Source organism: Rhabdochlamydiaceae symbiont of Dictyostelium giganteum (genome assembly GCF_964291045.1).
Lineage (GTDB): Bacteria > Chlamydiota > Chlamydiia > Chlamydiales > Rhabdochlamydiaceae > PALSA-1444.
Map to the genome: position 1 here is coordinate 753,580 of NZ_OZ197277.1, position 16,003 is coordinate 769,582.

The 16,003-nt window shown below is 39.7% G+C and carries 10 protein-coding genes; 4 read left to right on the forward strand and 6 right to left on the reverse strand.

Features of this window, described 5'->3' with window-relative positions; genetic code table 11:
- The 4 genes from ACI7T6_RS02640 to typA all read right to left on the reverse strand — a co-directional run bounded on the left by ACI7T6_RS02640 (position 1) and on the right by typA (position 5,081).
- Positions 1-1,047: an isochorismate synthase MenF gene (locus ACI7T6_RS02640; RefSeq protein ID WP_404666041.1), complete on the reverse strand. Its 1,047-nt coding sequence runs from the start codon at positions 1,045-1,047 to the stop codon at positions 1-3.
- Entirely contained in the window at positions 1,044-1,739 is a 696-nt protein-coding gene (gene ubiE / locus ACI7T6_RS02645) for a bifunctional demethylmenaquinone methyltransferase/2-methoxy-6-polyprenyl-1,4-benzoquinol methylase UbiE (RefSeq protein ID WP_404666042.1), read from the reverse strand. Before ubiE ends, ACI7T6_RS02640 begins: the two co-directional genes overlap by 4 nt.
- Positions 1,740-1,824: 85 nt before the next feature.
- Complete coding sequence (locus ACI7T6_RS02650) at positions 1,825-3,231, reverse strand: Npt1/Npt2 family nucleotide transporter (RefSeq protein ID WP_404666043.1); 1,407 nt, start codon at positions 3,229-3,231, stop codon at positions 1,825-1,827.
- Positions 3,232-3,251: 20 nt separating this feature from the next.
- Positions 3,252-5,081 (reverse strand): translational GTPase TypA, encoded by a 1,830-nt coding sequence (gene typA / locus ACI7T6_RS02655; RefSeq protein ID WP_404666044.1) that lies wholly within the window; start codon positions 5,079-5,081, stop codon positions 3,252-3,254.
- 366 nt (positions 5,082-5,447) lie between these two features.
- Between typA and ACI7T6_RS02660 the strand changes: the two genes are divergently transcribed.
- Positions 5,448-7,658, forward strand: a complete 2,211-nt coding sequence (locus ACI7T6_RS02660) for a hypothetical protein (protein ID WP_404666045.1) — start codon at positions 5,448-5,450, stop codon at positions 7,656-7,658.
- Positions 7,659-8,013: 355 nt separating this feature from the next.
- On the opposite strand, the gene ACI7T6_RS02665 is transcribed toward ACI7T6_RS02660, so the two are convergent.
- Both ACI7T6_RS02665 and ACI7T6_RS02670 read right to left on the reverse strand, forming a co-directional pair.
- A complete protein-coding gene (locus ACI7T6_RS02665) occupies positions 8,014-9,417 on the reverse strand; it encodes a magnesium transporter (RefSeq protein ID WP_404666124.1) in 1,404 nt (467 codons plus the stop codon).
- 196 nt (positions 9,418-9,613) lie between these two features.
- On the reverse strand, positions 9,614-10,447 hold the full coding sequence (locus ACI7T6_RS02670) for a hypothetical protein (RefSeq protein ID WP_404666046.1): 834 nt from the start codon (positions 10,445-10,447) through the stop codon (positions 9,614-9,616).
- Between the two features lie 322 nt (positions 10,448-10,769).
- Between ACI7T6_RS02670 and ACI7T6_RS02675 the strand changes: the two genes are divergently transcribed.
- From ACI7T6_RS02675 to gyrA, 3 genes are read left to right on the forward strand one after another with little or no spacing between them, the layout of a single operon-like run.
- Positions 10,770-11,045, forward strand: coding sequence for a DciA family protein (locus tag ACI7T6_RS02675; RefSeq protein ID WP_404666047.1), 276 nt, complete (start codon positions 10,770-10,772; stop codon positions 11,043-11,045).
- A gap of 13 nt (positions 11,046-11,058) precedes the next feature.
- Positions 11,059-13,539, forward strand: coding sequence for a DNA topoisomerase (ATP-hydrolyzing) subunit B (gyrB, locus tag ACI7T6_RS02680; protein ID WP_404666048.1), 2,481 nt, complete (start codon positions 11,059-11,061; stop codon positions 13,537-13,539).
- A 13-nt stretch (positions 13,540-13,552) separates the two neighbouring features.
- Entirely contained in the window at positions 13,553-16,003 is a 2,451-nt protein-coding gene (gyrA, locus tag ACI7T6_RS02685) for a DNA topoisomerase (ATP-hydrolyzing) subunit A (protein WP_404666049.1), read from the forward strand.

Sequence of the window (16,003 nt, forward strand, 5' to 3'; positions counted from 1 at the left end):
TTATAAGGGTGCAGTTTTAAACCATTGTAAAAGATGCGCAATTTTTCGCTCAATTTCTTCCCACTCTTTTAAAGGATCAGACTCTTTCACAATGCCAGCTCCTGAAAATAAGTGCACCTCATGACCTCTGATGAGAAGTGATCTGATGCCAACTGCTATTTCAGATGTAGACTCTTTCACAAGACCAATAGGAGATCCATACCACCCTCTATCAAAGGGCTCATGTTTTTTAAGGTAGTCAAGGGCTCGATTTTTAGGAGCTCCTCCAAGAGCTGGTGTTGGATGAAGAGCGGTAATGAGTACATCATCTAAAACATGAGGCTTTAAAACCCCTTCAAGTTTTTGATAGAGATGCTTTAAATGACGAAATTTTTTTTCCTCAGGAGCTTTCCACTCAAGGCTCTCACAGTAAGGTAAAAGCTTTTCTTGTAGATAAACCCGGACCGCATCCACTTCTGCAAACTCTTTAGTACTCCACAGCTCATGCTCTAAAAGCGTTCCTGCTAGAGCCTCTGTTTTGAGTAAGTGCCCTTCTCTAGAAAAAAGAAGCTCAGGGGTAGCTCCCATAAAAGCTGTCTCGGGGTCCAGTTGAACCATAAAAAGAGAGGTTGTACTTCCTAAGCTCATCAAATGCGTTAAAACGGTATAGGGACTGACAGGAGAGGCAAAGGTAAGAGTTGTTTGTCTAGCTAGTACAATTTTATGCAAAATATTGTCTTTAATGAGCTGTTTAACATCTGTCACAGATTGGATCCACTCCTCTTGAGAAGGAAGGTCTGATCTTGAAAGACAAGGAGGAAGAGGCGTTTGAGAAAGCGTGAGATTTTCATCAGATGATACAAGTTGATCTGGAATAAAATCCCACTCTGAAGGAAACCCTTCCCACACCCCCTGAGAGCTTCCTGGGTAAAAAGACCGAATTTTTAGCTTAATAGGAGATGATTTGCCTTCTCCAAATCCTAAATACGCCTTAGACTCTCCTCGTCCTTTCCAAAAAAAAGCAGGGTAAAGAGGCGGATTTTGTACCTGATTAACAAATGATGTCACGGTTTTTTTCCTCTATAAATGGTCACAATTCCTAAAGAAAGAGGGGTCATATGGATCTCTTTAAATCCAGCTGTTTCAAGATGCTCACAAAGCGCTTTTCCTTGAGGAAATGTCTTAATGGTTTCAGCTAAATAAGAATACGCCCTTTGATGCCGCGATATGAGCTTTCCCAGAAGAGGAAGAAGCTTATTTAGGTAAAAAAAATAGAGAGGGCGAATCAGAAAATGCGTAGGGTGAGAAAACTCTAAAATGAGGAGCTCTCCTTGAGGCTTTAGCACCCGGTGAATTTCTAATAAACTTTGAGAAAGATCTTCTACATTTCTAATACCAAAGGAGATGGAGACGGTATGAAACATCTCATCTTGAAAGGGAAGATGTTCAACAGATGCTTCAACTAACGACACCTTAGAGTGATATTGTGAGAGCTTAATACGTGCTTTTTCAAGCATTTTTGAAGCGGGATCAATCCCATAAGCTGAGGTGATGAAGGCGCTTTTTTTCAAAAATGCAAGAAGCTGATCTCCTGTCCCTGTTGCGCAATCTAACAAAGTGAAGGGAGTTTGCGGTAAAAACCGGCACATCACTCTTCTCCAATAGTAATCAATACCTAATGAGAAGAAATGATTGAGAAAATCGTAATAAGAGGCAATGGAGTTAAACATCTGAGCTGTGAGAGAAGGAGTCTTTTTCATAAATGTAGTTAATAATTTTTCACATTTTTAACAGATTGCTTGAATAAAACATAGCGTTATTCAAAAAAATAAAATTCAAAAATTGTTATTGAGATGAAGTAGCAGCTGTTTTTTGATCGACAAGTCTTCCTAATTTCACTGTGGAAATGAGAGACGCTCCATTCACAAACATCGCAATAACCCCTGTGATCATTCCACTTGCAAGGACCCCTCCAGAAAGAGTGATGAGAAGTAAACTCATCAGTGAAGCGCCAGCTCTTCCTACTCTTGAACAGATCCCATCAATGATCAGTTTTCCTTGGATTTTTTCAAGAGGAGGAAGAAGCAAAAAAGAGATCTCTTTAGAAGTGTCAAAAAGCGTATATTTAGCAGCTCTCACAAGGCAATAAAATAAAGAGCCTAAGGTGACAAGGAGATTTAAAGAGCTCTCAAGAGGGGTCAGCCATAATAAGAGAAAAAACGGAATTTGAGTGACAAAAAGACAAAGAGGCATAGCAAGAGAAGAGACAACCCATCTGTAGTGTTTCATAAAATAAGGGGTAATGAAGAGCGCGCTCACTGCTGTTAAAAGCCCATTCCAAAAGGAGAGAACTCCGTGGTAGTTAAAGTAGTCTTGAGGATGAGGAAATTTCTGTTTTAAAATATCTAGAAAAATGACCTCTCCAAAGGTGTAGGCAATATAGTCTGCAAGAGTGATCCATCCTAAAAGAAGAAGATAAGGAGATTTTAAACATTGCTCTAAGGCCCCTTTAACAGAAAGAGGGTCTCTTGGCGCTAAAGAAGAGGGGACTTGTGAGGGCGTTTCTGAAAGAAGATACCACAGTTTTGTATAGAGAAGAGCTGCTAAAACCCCTGTGAGGGTTAAAAGAGCCATCATGATGGTAAGAGAGTTTGACCAAGATTGTGCTGAGAAAGTCTCAAGTGTGCACAGTTTAATCAAAGGGCCTGAGAGCATCGTTCCAAGGCTTGCTCCTAGCATAAGAGGGGCGTACATTTTTTTTGCCTCTTCAACAGGTAAATGAGCATTTACAAAGCTCCAAAAAAGAACTGTTAAAAGAGCAATTTTCCACAGCTCTGCCATACTAAAAAAGAGCATGGAGAAAAACTGAGGAGCAAAATGGGCTAAAACAAGATGTCCTGGAATCTCTTGTGCATGCATCAGTAGATGGACAATAGAGGGGATTAAAGGGTATAGCACGGTTGCAAAGAGAATAAAAAAAGAGAGGAATCCAGTAAGTGTGATCCAAAACACTTTTAACATGGAGTGACGGTTGAGAAGGTAGGTCAGGATAAAGACCATGATAATGGAGGCTGGCATTGCTCCAAACAGTTCAAAGAAGGGAATGGAACTGGCATCTTTTCCAAGATCCACAACAGCTAACGTATTTCTAGCACTTTTTAAAAGAGAGTAGCCGGTATTAAGAAAACAGATCACTCCTAGCATAAGCGCAAATAATATCCATTGTTTGCTGTTAGCTAGGAGCTTTTTCATATAATACCGTGCTTTTTCGTTTATGACCGTTTATCGCCTCTTTTACGGTCTTGTTCTTTCAGAAAACGTTTACGGAGTCTAATCGACTTAGGAGTCACTTCAATCACTTCATCTTCGTTGATAAAGTCAATCGCTGTCTCTAAAGTAAATCGTCTTGGCGGAACTAAAATGATATTTTCATCACTTCCTGAAGCGCGCATGTTCGTGAGCTGCTTTTCTTTAGTGATGTTAACAATCATATCGTTATCACGACTGTGTTCTCCGATAACCATCCCTTCGTAAACTTCTTCACCAGGAGACATGAAAAGAGATCCTCGCTCTTGCAGGGCAAACGCTGCATAGCCAGTTGTTTTTCCTTGGTTACCTGAAATAAGCGCCCCTTTCTTGCGTCCTGGGATTTCACCTTTCCAATCACCATAGCTCTCAAAGACAGATGTTAAAATTCCAAGACCCCGTGTTGAGGTTAAAAACTCACTACGGTATCCCATAAGACCTCTTGTTGGCATGAAAAACTGAATCGTTGCAATGCCGTGTTCATTGGTTTCTAAGAAACGCATTTCCCCTTTACGGCGAGAGAGCTCTTCAATGACAGTGCCAGAATATTCTTGAGGCACTTCAATATGCACATTTTCCATCGGCTCTTGCCGCTTACCGTCAATTTCTTTAAGAATAACTCTCGGTTTAGAGATCACAAATTCATAGTTTTCTCTTCGCATCGCTTCAATGAGAACAGCTAAGTGAAGTTCACCTCTTCCGCTCACTTCTACAGCTTCATCTTTATCAAGATCAATTTTTAAAGAAATGTTGGCTTTTTTCTCTTGAGAGAGTCTGTCGCGGATTTTATTCATCGTGACATTCTTTCCATCTTTTCCCACAAACGGGCCGTTATTCACGGTCACTTCAATGGTTAAAGTAGGATCTGCAAGGTGAATCGGAGGAAGATGCACAATGTGAGAAGGAGCGCAGACAGTATCTCCAATCGTAATTTCTGTAATGCCTGAGAGGCTGATGATATCTCCTACTCCAGCTTCTTCCATTTCTACTTTTTTAAGACCAAGGTGCCCTTCAATTTTGACAATTTTATGCTCTGTCGGGTGGCCATTTTTATCCACTCTTGCAATCACATCGCCTTTTCGAATTACCCCTTCTAAAATACGGCCGCACGCTTGTCTTCCTAAGTAGCTGTCATAGGTGAGCGTTGTTGCTTGCATGAGAAACGGAAGTTCTAAGTTGCCAGGAGGATGAGGAACGACGTCGATAATCAGCTGAAAAAGAGGCTTAAGGTCAACTCTTGGATCATCCAGATGTTTCATCGCAAATCCTGCAAGACCTGAAGCGTACATGATGGGGAAGTCTAATTGAGCGTCAGTCGCTCCAAGTTCCACAAAAAGATCAAAAGTGAGGTTAAGCGCTCTATCAGGGTTTGCGTGAGGTCTATCAATTTTATTTAAGACAACAACAGGACGAAGGCCCATTTTGAGGGCTTGAGAGAGAACAAACCGCGTTTGAGGCATAGGCCCTTCTTGCGCATCTACCACGAGAAGAACAGAATTCACAAGTCCCAGCACTCTTTCAACTTCTCCTGAGAAGTCAGCATGTCCTGGAGTGTCAATCATGTTAATTTTATAATCTCCATAAAACACACTCGTGTGTTTTGCAAAGATCGTAATACCTCGTTCTTGCTCCTGGTCGTAGCTATCCATCACCCTTTCTGGTATTTTTTCATTGTCACGAAAGACACTGGACTGTTTTAACAGTTGGTCTAGAAGAGTTGTTTTGCCGTGGTCAATGTGGGCAATGATGGCAATATTACGAATTTTTTCTGGAGAAAAAGGTGTTTGAACAGTCATAACGTTATAATACTTTAGGTTAAACTTAAGGTTAGAAAAATACTGTAACAGAAGTAGAACATAAAGCCTATTCAATAAATAAGTTGATATTTGATGGTTTAAGAAGGGAAAACAGACTTTTTTTTATAGAGGTAGGAGAAGCTAAAAGCACCTCTTCTAAGCCAAGATATAAATGTCTTAAAATAATAAATATTTTCTTTGTGAGAAAAAATGCCACGAAAAGCACGAATGATCACTTTTGCATTTCTTTTTCCTCTACATACTAAGAATAGGGGATTTCAAAAGAGATTTTTTTATGCTGCATTTATTGGAATTAATTGTATGATGAATTTTCCCGAATTAGTAGGCATTCCATAAGAGGCTATTATGACCATTCAGTCCCGTTCTTTAAGTCACGAAAACTTATACATTTCAGAAACTCCACAAGATAATCTTTCCCTAGAAAATGGCGAATATTCTTTACCTGTAAAAAAAATTAAACAGGCATCTACAGATATTTTTCAAGAAAAAAATTCAGAAGCTAAGACTTCAAAAAGCCGTGATTATGCGTTAATGAATGATCCTGACGTCTTGGTAACCAAGATAAGACACATTACTACAGAAAGATGGATCCAGGCCATCTATGATGAACCTAATAATGGGGTTTTAGTATTTAACTATGGGAGAATGTATCCTCTTTTAACCCGGGATCACGCTAAGGGTAGAGGCCTTAACCATAGAGAATGTATTACTGATCTATTAAATGATATTGATTTTTCGCATAGATATGTATGTATGAATCAAGAGGAGCTCTTCAAGGAAGCTGCTAAAAGAGATTTTCAAGGAAAATGTATCTATAAACAGTTAGCTAAAGTCTATCAGTTCATCGACTACACGGTTCTTGAAAATCGTACGGCTATTGGTGAATATCAAGGAAAATTGAGTGTCATTCAGGAAGTCGATAATTTCCTTAAGTTGATTGAACTCTATTCAAACGATGATATGAACTACGCTTTATTAGGAAAGACGATTAGGTATTATTCGATGCTTAACAAGCAATTAGAGTATCCACAAGAAGAGGATTGGATAGAAGAAAAAATATTATCCCTTCCAGGCATTAAGCAAGAAGAAGATCTTTATCACAAAGCGCTTCTACTCAATCCTCATAATGATGAAGCTTATGTAGGGCTCGGGCTGATTAACGTAGCAAGAGATGAATTTAAGGAAACAAATCTTTTCTTTAAAGCTTTTCAGCTGAATCCTAAGAATTTAGAAGCTGCAGTATTACATTTAAATGAAATAGATAAATTTCTACACCCTAGAAATCATCAAACAAATAGAACTCAAGATGAGATCATTAAGTTTCCAGCTGATAATGGTATCGCTATGTGTAAAGCGATTGAAAATACCATTCAATCAGCTCCACACTACTTAGCAACAGCTCCTCATTGGTATGAGTGGGGGAATCTTAGCTCTATAGATGAATCCAAAAACTATTTTTCTGTTATTTTAAAAAAATTTATAAATTCTTCTCTTGAAAAACATGTTAAACGCCATGCCTTAAAATCTTTTATCAATGCGCAGGATCATATTTTTTATTCTGAAAATGAAGAGCAAATCGCAAATCTTTTATTTTTTCTAAGCAAAACACATTTAGTTAGCCCTAAGGAAGATTTCTGGGATATAAAATACTTTTGTGAGGAGAATTTTGGATTCCATCTAAAGTCTATTCATATTGTCTCTATATGGACTGAGTTTCTTAAAGCCCATTTTCCTCATGATGAAACAAGCTTAAAAAAACTTATCTCCCATTTTATGGCCACTATTAATGAGTCAGGTACGCATTCTGAGATGGCATATTACTATTTAGCCACATTGATATCTTCTGATGAAACCCTTGAGATCAGGGGAGAAAAATTAACTCAGCTAGAGCTTTATCAAAGAGCTGCAAGTTATGTATACAACACTTCGTTTTACCCGCATGATAAGTACTATACTCTAGATAGAGCAGCTCATATATTAGGACACTATGCCCAAATCTTAGAAGAAGATGAAAAAAAAGAAGATCTTGGTCAATACAATTTCGAGCCATTTGAGTGGGAAAGTGCCTCTTCCATGACCAAAAAAAATATCTATTTAAAAGCTTTATCCATTGGGCATGAGTCTGCCTGGCCTTATTTTTACTTAGGAAAAGCATTTCAAAATCCTATAGAGATTAGAGGAAAGAGATTTAGTTCATCAAAAGAGCTGTTTTTAACAGCACTTGATGTAGGTCCATACCATGCAGAGGCTTATTACCATCTCGGCAATTTGTTATCTCAGGAAGAGAGCATTACTTTGTTAAATGGGACGACACTCACGCGTCAACAGCTTTATACAAAGGCTATTCAATTAGGTGTTGATGAGGCTCATGCTTATTACCAAGCTGCAAATATGATGAAAGAGGGTCAAGCCATTCTTCTATTTAACGGGGTGACGTATTTATCTAAGATTGATTTACTTTTTAAAGCATTTTCTATGAAGATGGAATCTTGTTACTATTTAAACCAAATTGCCCTGCATTTTAAAAAGCAAAAATCTCTCACATCTGTGACTTAACTGAATGAAAGACTTTTATGTTCTTGAAAGAGCGTGTGGCATGATGCTCTAAAAATAGCTATTTTTTGAACATAAGTTTTTTTCAAAAAACAACTTATAGGGATTTAGAAGGGTTAAAAAAAGAAAATGGCTGCATTGTGTATTGAACTTAAAAAAGTAAGACATCATGTAACACTCTTTCAAGGAGCTTTGATATCCATATCTTAAAGGAAGGATCGCTATTTTTTGGGAAAACTCTTCAGGCGCTTTTACGCTTAAATCAGAGATGATGATGAGTGCGAGTTTTTTTACTTCTTCACTGCCTATTAGGCTTAAAATTAAAACAGATGTCACACCCTTAAGCTTATTATCAAAACTAGAGGAATGTACTGATGGTTAAAGCAATAAGAAAATAAATGGACATGGATAGAAAGTCATTAATGGCTGTCACAATAGGGCCCGAGGCAATTGCAGGGTCGACTCCCATCCTTGAGAAGAAAAGAGGAGAGAACACTCCAAGGAGAGTACTTGTAAAACAGGCTCCCCAAAGTCCAAACCCTACAATGAGTCCTACATGAAGAGGAGGGATTTCAAATTCAGAAAACCCGACCACATCTAAAATTGAGATCACAGTTCCAGCTAACATCCCAAAAAGGGTTCCGCAAAATACTCCAATAGAGACTTCTTTACGGATTGCCTCTCCTTTGTAACCTGATGAGAGGCTACCTGTTGCCATACTTCTCACAAGAACTGTACTGCACTGCAGTCCCACATTGCCTGAAAATCCTGTAATGAGAGGAACAAAAAATAATACAAATGTTAAAGCGCCGCCTTCATACCCTTGAATAGAAGACATCACTCCCACATTTAAAAGACCAGCACAGAGGGTGACAATGAGCCAAGGAGCTCTTGCTAAAAACCGTTTCCATGTCGGCTCATGCTCTCTTACTTTTTCTCCTGTTCCTGCAATCTGGGCAATCGTTTCATCGGTGATGTCTTCCATGGCCTCTACGACATCTTCATAGGTGATTACGCCCACTAAACGGTCTTCAGAATCTACAACAGGAAGAGCTGGCAGTCTATATCTTTCAACAACATCCACAACTTCTTCACGGGAAGCTTCCGTGTGAACTTTATGAAGAATCGGTTTCATCACCTGTTTAAGAGAAAGATGTCCGGGATTGACAATGAGATTGCGTTCTGGAACATACCCTAAGAGTTCATGAGAGGCTCCTTGGATAAACACCTGCTTAGCGAGATCAATGCCAGGGTTTTCCCGGATGAAGCTAGCTGCCTCCTCAACGGTGAGATCAAGAGAAAAGGCAAAAAATTCATTCGTCATTAGACGGCCTGCAGTATTGCGCTCATGTTGCTTAATTTCTCTAATACGAAACGCTTTTTTAGGATCGAGCTTATCCATGACTCTTCTAAACCGTTTTTCAGAAAGCGCCTCTAAAACAGAGACAGCGTCATCGGGTGGCATAGATTCGATAAGTCTTTTAATTTCAAGATCGCTAATATGACGAAAGACAGCAGCTCTTGTGGTCATATCGGTATTGATCATGAACTCCATCTTTGAATCGATGAGCGCCATATTTTCATAAAGAACGGGCCGAATATTTGCAGGGAGTCTTGGCGCTGCGTAAGCTAAGTCAACAGGGGAGTGCTCTTCTGCAATTTTGATGATATCATGCAAAATCACTTTAGAGGTGTGCTTATGGTAGGCTTTATCGAGTTTTTCTTTAAGAATGTCGTCAAGTTGATTGATAGGAGAGTCCATCATAGAGACGGAAGAAGAGAGTTCGTGATTAGTCATATCTCTTTCCATTATTTACCTACTCGTTAAAAAGTAACTATCGTCTCTCTAAGGCGTTTCCATTTTACTTTTTTTAGTCTTTTTCTGTCAGATATTTTTCAAGGGGCCTCTCCATGTAAAAAAAACTAGGCGGTAAAATAGAGAAAACTAAAAAATAGAGTTAAGAAAAAGAGCTCTTAAGCAAAGAGAGTCTATTAAATAAAATATTATCTAGCGAAGCAAGAGAAGAGGGGTCTTGCTGCTTTAGCCATAAACGAAGGGAGGAGAGCTCTTTGGTCACTTCTTCTGCAATTTTTAATCCATCCCCTTGAATATCTGCTCTTTGAAAGGAGCCAATATCGATAATCATCACCTTATCATCAATCACCCCAAAGTTGCGGTAGGCTCTAGGATCCCGGTTGATAATTCCTTTACAGCATTGAGACTGAACTGTTTCAACAAAAGAAGTGAGAAGCTTTTCTCTTTTTTCAGGATGTAAGAGGAAATATTCAGGAAAAGGGTGCGCTTTTTCTTGAACACACACAAATGTCTCACATTTATCTACTGTATGATGAATATTTAACTTATCAATTAAATGCCATGAAGAGGTCTCTTTTGCAAGTTTTACGTGAGTCTCTTCTTGAAGAGAATGAAGAGCAATCAATGTGCTTTGCATGATGGAATCAGCTGTTTTTTTTCTTTGAGAAAGATAGTCTCTTTTAAGGGAGTCAAATGGTAAAGGGATTTTTTCCAGCCAAGGAAGAGGTCTTTTCCTACTCCATTTCATGAACTTCACCACATATTTTTGATCAGCTGTTATAAAGGCATAAAACTGCTTTCCGGCTCCTAAAAATGTGAGCGGCTGTTGAAGGGTCACGCCGCTTTCATCGGCTAAATAAACCTCAGCATACGGGTTACGCATTTTCCCAAGAGCAAACGATCCTGTTTGAAAATAACAAAACCTCTCGATGACAGCAAGTGTGATGATAAAACAGATAATTTTTTTTAGTTTCATAAGATCACTCTATATTAAGGAGGCGTCAAAAAGATCCGTTAAGGCTCTATCAGAAGAGAAATGATAAAGAGATAAAAGGAAAATCTCAAATCAAATCAAGGATTTAATCAAGAGCTCTGTAATTTTTCCAGGTTGCACATTAGATTCTATTACGGTATGATTCCCAGCAGAATTTGAATTTTTTCAAGCTTTCAATTTAAGTAGCTTTTCTATGAAGAAAAGATGCGTGAAAGAAACTTGATAGCAAGGGCTTTTTTAAACGAATAATCCATTGACAAAGAAAACACAAACAACTTTACCTCACTCACATTTAAAGGATTTATTGCCTTCATTTCTGAGAGGGCTGAGTGTTCGGTATGAAGATCGAGCTGAACGTAAGACAGAAGAGGTCTTAGCGTATTGGCATCAAGTGATGAATCCTGATTGGGCTTCCATGACACGTCCGGTTTCTTTTGAAAATGGAATCATTGTCGTTCAAGTCAAAAGTAGCGCTCTTTACAGTATCCTTGTTCAGCATGAAGGAGCTCAAATTTTAAAAAAATTACAACATCAATTTCCTCAAAGCGGAATTAAGCGTCTTAAATTTCGTATAGGATGAAGGTATAAAAGCGATGACAGAAGAGAATAAAAACACCTACGATGCAAGTTCTATTACCGTATTAGAAGGGCTTCAAGCTGTTCGAGAGCGGCCGGGGATGTACATTGGAGATACACATTCTGCAGGATTACACCAACTTGTTTTTGAAGTTGTCGATAACTGTATTGACGAAGCGCTAGCTGGCCACTGTTCTTTAATTACGGTGACACTGAATAAAGATGGCGCCGTCACAGTTGAAGATAACGGACGGGGAATTCCGATTGGAATTCACGAGAAAGAGTCCAAAAAGCAGGGAAGAGAAGTGACTGCCTTAGAAGTTGTGATGACCATCTTGCACGCAGGAGGAAAGTTTGATAAATCCACATATAAAGTATCAGGTGGTCTTCACGGTGTAGGGGTTTCTTGTGTTAACGCTCTTTCAAACCTTCTTCATGTGGAAGTACATAAAAGCGGTAAAGCGTATTCGATGGATTTTTCCAAAGGAAAGCCGCTTCATGCTTTAAAGCATAATGGATCTACAACTAAACAAGGAACCATTGTTCACTTTATTCCTGATAACACCATTTTTAGCACTACCCATTACGACTACGATATTTTACTCAAAAGACTAAGAGAACTGGCGTTTTTAAACCGCGGTATTCGTATTATCTACCGTGATGAAAGAGATACATCTCATCCAGAGGAGTCACTTTTTTATGAAGGAGGTCTTATCTCTTTTGTTAGCTATCTGAATGAAAATAAGGTACCTCTTTTCAAAAAACCGATCTATATTCACGGCGTACGTAACGGTGTAGATGGCCCCATTGATGTCGAACTTGCCCTGCAGTGGAATGACACCTATTCTGAAAATTTACACTCTTATGTGAATAACATCTCGACAAGACAAGGGGGATCACACGTCTCAGGGTTTTCTACAGCTCTTACCCGGGTGCTTAATCAATACATTAAAAGTAACAACATGCTGAAAAGCGATAAGATCTCTGTGTCAGGAGATGACATGAGAGAAGGTCTCACAGCAGTGATTTCTGTGAAAGTTCCCAACCCTCAGTTTGAAGGGCAGACAAAGCAGCGGCTAGGAAATAGCGATGTGGGATCCGTTGTTCAGGTGATTTGCGGAGAAGAGCTCTCTGTTTTCTTAAATGAAAATCCAGCTGTTGCAAAACTCATCATTGAAAAATCGATCATCGCTGCACAAGCAAGAGAAGCTGCTAAGAAAGCAAGAGAGCTCACCATTAGAAAATCTGCACTCGATAGCCTCCGTCTTCCAGGAAAACTCACAGACTGTCAAGAAAAAGATCCTTCTCTTTGTGAAGTGTTTATTGTGGAAGGAGATTCTGCTGGCGGCTCTGCAAGAATGGGAAGAGACCGTAGGTTTCAAGCTGTACTTCCGATCAAGGGAAAGATTTTAAACGTTGAAAAAGCAAGACTTGAGAAGATTTTACAAAACACAGAGGTAGGAGCGATGATTTCTGCCTTTGGATGCGGTATTGGAAAAGATAACTTTTCTCTAGAAAAACTCAGGTATCACCGTATCATTATCATGACGGATGCTGACGTGGACGGATCGCATATCCGCACACTTCTTCTCACATTTTTCTACCGCCATATGCCAGCTCTTGTAGAAAATAACTACATCTACATTGCGCAGTCACCTCTTTATAGAGTGACAAGGAAAAAAGTGTCTCAATATATCCACAGTGAACGGGAGATGGATGACTATCTCTTAAAACTGGGGATGAGCGATTTAAAAATTAAAGCGGTTGGAGCTACTGAAGTTCTTGGCGAAGATAGAGTGCAATATCTCTTAAAATCGATCTTAGATATTGAGTTCATGATTGGATCGATTGAACGTAAAGGGATCCCTTTTAGAGAGTTTTTACAAGCTAGAGATTCTGAGGGGAGATTTCCTAGGTATCAAGTGATGATTGGAGATGAGGCGCAGTTTGTTTTCTCCGATGCTGAATTTAGCCAGCTGAAAGAAGAAAATGAAAGAGTGCAAAGACTTGCTCACGAAGAGACAATCAGCTCCATTCCTGTGGATGAACAGACAGAGAGCATGAAGCATTTTATTTATAGATCGCTTCCTTTCTTAGAGCTGTATGAGAAAGAGCAAATGGATAAAATCCGTTTAAGCCTCTCTGACTTTAACTTCTCTTTCAATGACTATATGATTGCAAACGGTAAGCTGTTTGATATTATCAATGAACATGGAGAAGAGACAGCAATCTTTACTCTCAAAGAAGCGATTGATTTTCTCCGTGTCAATGGCCGCAAAGGGATTGAAATCCAGCGGTATAAAGGTCTTGGAGAGATGAATGCCGACCAGCTTTGGGAAACCACGATGGATCCTGAGCAAAGAACACTCATTAGAGTCACTCTTCCTGATGCAGTTGCTGCAGATCATATGTTTACGATGCTGATGGGAGAAGATGTTCCTCCTAGACGAGCATTTATTGAAAAGCATGCGCTTTCTGTTAAGAATTTAGATATTTAATAGGCATATATATATGGACTACCCTCAAGATCACGATATCGTCCTCCGTAACGTTGAAGATGAAGTCAAAGAGAGCTATTTACGCTACTCCATGTCTGTGATTATTTCACGGGCCCTTCCTGATGTTAGAGATGGACTTAAGCCCTCTCAGCGCCGTATTTTATTTGCTATGCGTCAGCTGAATTTAACTCCCGGAGCAAAACACAGAAAATGCGCTAAGATTTGCGGGGATACATCAGGGGATTACCACCCTCACGGAGAAGCTGTCATTTACCCCACTCTTGTGAGGATGGGACAAAGCTGGCTCATGCGTTACCGTTTAATCGATGGACAAGGAAACTTTGGTTCTGTAGACGGTGACTCTCCTGCTGCGATGCGTTATACGGAAGCAAGACTCACTCACGCATCGATTGCTCTCATGGAAGATTTGGATAAAGATACTGTAGATCTCACTCCTAACTACGATGAGACAAAATCTGAGCCAACGGTGTTTCCTTCTAAGTTTCCTAACCTTCTTGCAAACGGATCGTCTGGTATTGCAGTCGGAATGGCGACAAACATTCCTCCTCATAACGTAGATGAGCTAGCGCTTGCTGCGATTAAAGTGATTGATAACCCTTCCATTTCAATTGATGAGATTATGGAAGTGATGCCAGCTCCTGACTTTCCAACAGGGGGTGTCATTTGTGGATACCGAGGTATTAAAGAAGCGTATCATACAGGAAGAGGAAAACTTCTCTTAAGAGGCATTCTCCATGTCGAAGATCAAGATGGAAGCGACCGGCAAAAAGTTGTGATTGATGAGCTTCCCTATAACGTAAATAAATCCGTACTCATTCAAAAGATTGCAGAGCTTGTTAACGATAAAACGATGACAGGGGTTGCAGACCTTAGGGATGAATCAGATAAAAGCGGCATGCGGATTGTTTTAGATCTTAAGCGGGGAGAAATTGCTGATGTAACGATTAATCAGCTTTATAAATATACCGATATGCAAATTACCTTTGGGTGCAACATGCTTGCCCTTGATAAGGGAATGCCAAGAACCATGAATATCAAGCATATGATTTCTGCATGGGTTGAGCACCGCATTGAAGTGATTAGAAGACGGACCCGTTTTGAGCTGAATAAAGCAGAAGCTAGAGCGCACATTTTAGAAGGGTATCTTAAAGCGCTTGATTACCTTGATGAAGTGGTAAAACTCATCAGATCAAGTGACAGTAAAGAGGTTGCAAAAACTGAGCTCATGAAGCAGTATGATCTCTCAGAGCGTCAAGCTAACGCTGTATTAGAACTGCGCCTTTATCAACTCACTGGTCTTGAAAGAGGCAAAATTGAAGAGGAGTATCAAGGGCTTCAGCAAAAAATTGCTCACTATAGAGCGATTTTAGCAAGCGAGCTTTTAGTAAGAGGCATCATTAAAGAAGAGCTAGAAGAGATCCGTAAGCACCATAAAGGTGAGAGAAGAACGAAAATTATCGCAGCAGAAGGGGAAGTGCAGATGGAAGATCTGATCCCGGATGAGCAGATGATTATTACCGTATCTGAAGACGACTACATTAAGAGAATGCCCATTGATGCCTTTAGAGAACAAAAAAGAGGCGGTCACGGGGTCTTAGGTCTTGATATCAAAAGAGAAGGGGACTCGCTTAAAAACATCTATGTGGCCTCAACGCATGAAACCCTCATGATCTTTACTAATCTCGGAAGATGCTACTGGTTAAAAGTGTGGCAAATCCCTGAGAGCGGAAGAAGAACAAAAGGAAAACCGCTTGTCAATCTTCTAGAAGGGCTGCAACCTGAAGAGAAGATTGCAACCGTCTTAAAGGTGAGAACATTCACAGAAGAAGCTTCTATTCTTTTAGCAACCCGTAAAGGGATTGTGAAAAAGACAGAGCTTTCTGAGTTTAGCTCTCAAAGACGGAAAGGGGTTTATGCCATTAACATCGATGAGGGAGATGAAGTGATTGCTGCAAGACTGGTTCTTGCAGGTAAGCAAATCATGCTCTTTACATTAAGAGGAATGGCAGTGAGATTTGAAGAAGATCAAATTAGAGCGATTGGAAGAGTGGCAAGAGGCGTTAGAGGCGTGATGCTGAAAAATGAACTTGATAAAGTTGTTTCTTGTGAAGTTGTCTCTCCTGAAGAGTCTGTTCTTGTTGTGTGTGAAAATGGATTTGGTAAACGCTCCAAAGTGAGCGATTTTAGACAAACGAATCGGGGCGGTGTAGGAGTGCGTTCGATCATTACAAGCCAACGTAATGGGCTTGTAATTGGAGCGATTTCTGTTTCTGATGAAGAAAGCGTTGTCCTCATGTCGAACCTTGGCCAAACACTCCGTATGAGCATGAAAGACTTAAGAGTGATGGGAAGATCAACACAAGGTGTGCGTCTTGTGAATCTCACAAGCGGAGATGGCCTGGTTGCTGTACAAAAAATCGAAGAAATTTCGGTTGAGCGGTAG

Excerpts from the sequence above, each read along its gene's own strand:
- ubiE (WP_404666042.1), bottom strand. The coding sequence starts at position 1,739 with ATGAAAAAGACTCCTTCTCTCACAGCTCAGATGTTTAACTCCATTGCC.
- ACI7T6_RS02650 (WP_404666043.1), bottom strand. The coding sequence starts at position 3,231 with ATGAAAAAGCTCCTAGCTAACAGCAAACAATGGATATTATTTGCGCTT.
- typA (WP_404666044.1), bottom strand. The coding sequence starts at position 5,081 with ATGACTGTTCAAACACCTTTTTCTCCAGAAAAAATTCGTAATATTGCC.
- ACI7T6_RS02660 (WP_404666045.1), top strand. The coding sequence starts at position 5,448 with ATGACCATTCAGTCCCGTTCTTTAAGTCACGAAAACTTATACATTTCA.
- ACI7T6_RS02665 (WP_404666124.1), bottom strand. The coding sequence starts at position 9,417 with ATGGACTCTCCTATCAATCAACTTGACGACATTCTTAAAGAAAAACTC.
- ACI7T6_RS02670 (WP_404666046.1), bottom strand. The coding sequence starts at position 10,447 with ATGAAACTAAAAAAAATTATCTGTTTTATCATCACACTTGCTGTCATC.
- gyrB (WP_404666048.1), top strand. The coding sequence starts at position 11,059 with ATGACAGAAGAGAATAAAAACACCTACGATGCAAGTTCTATTACCGTA.
- gyrA (WP_404666049.1), top strand. The coding sequence starts at position 13,553 with ATGGACTACCCTCAAGATCACGATATCGTCCTCCGTAACGTTGAAGAT.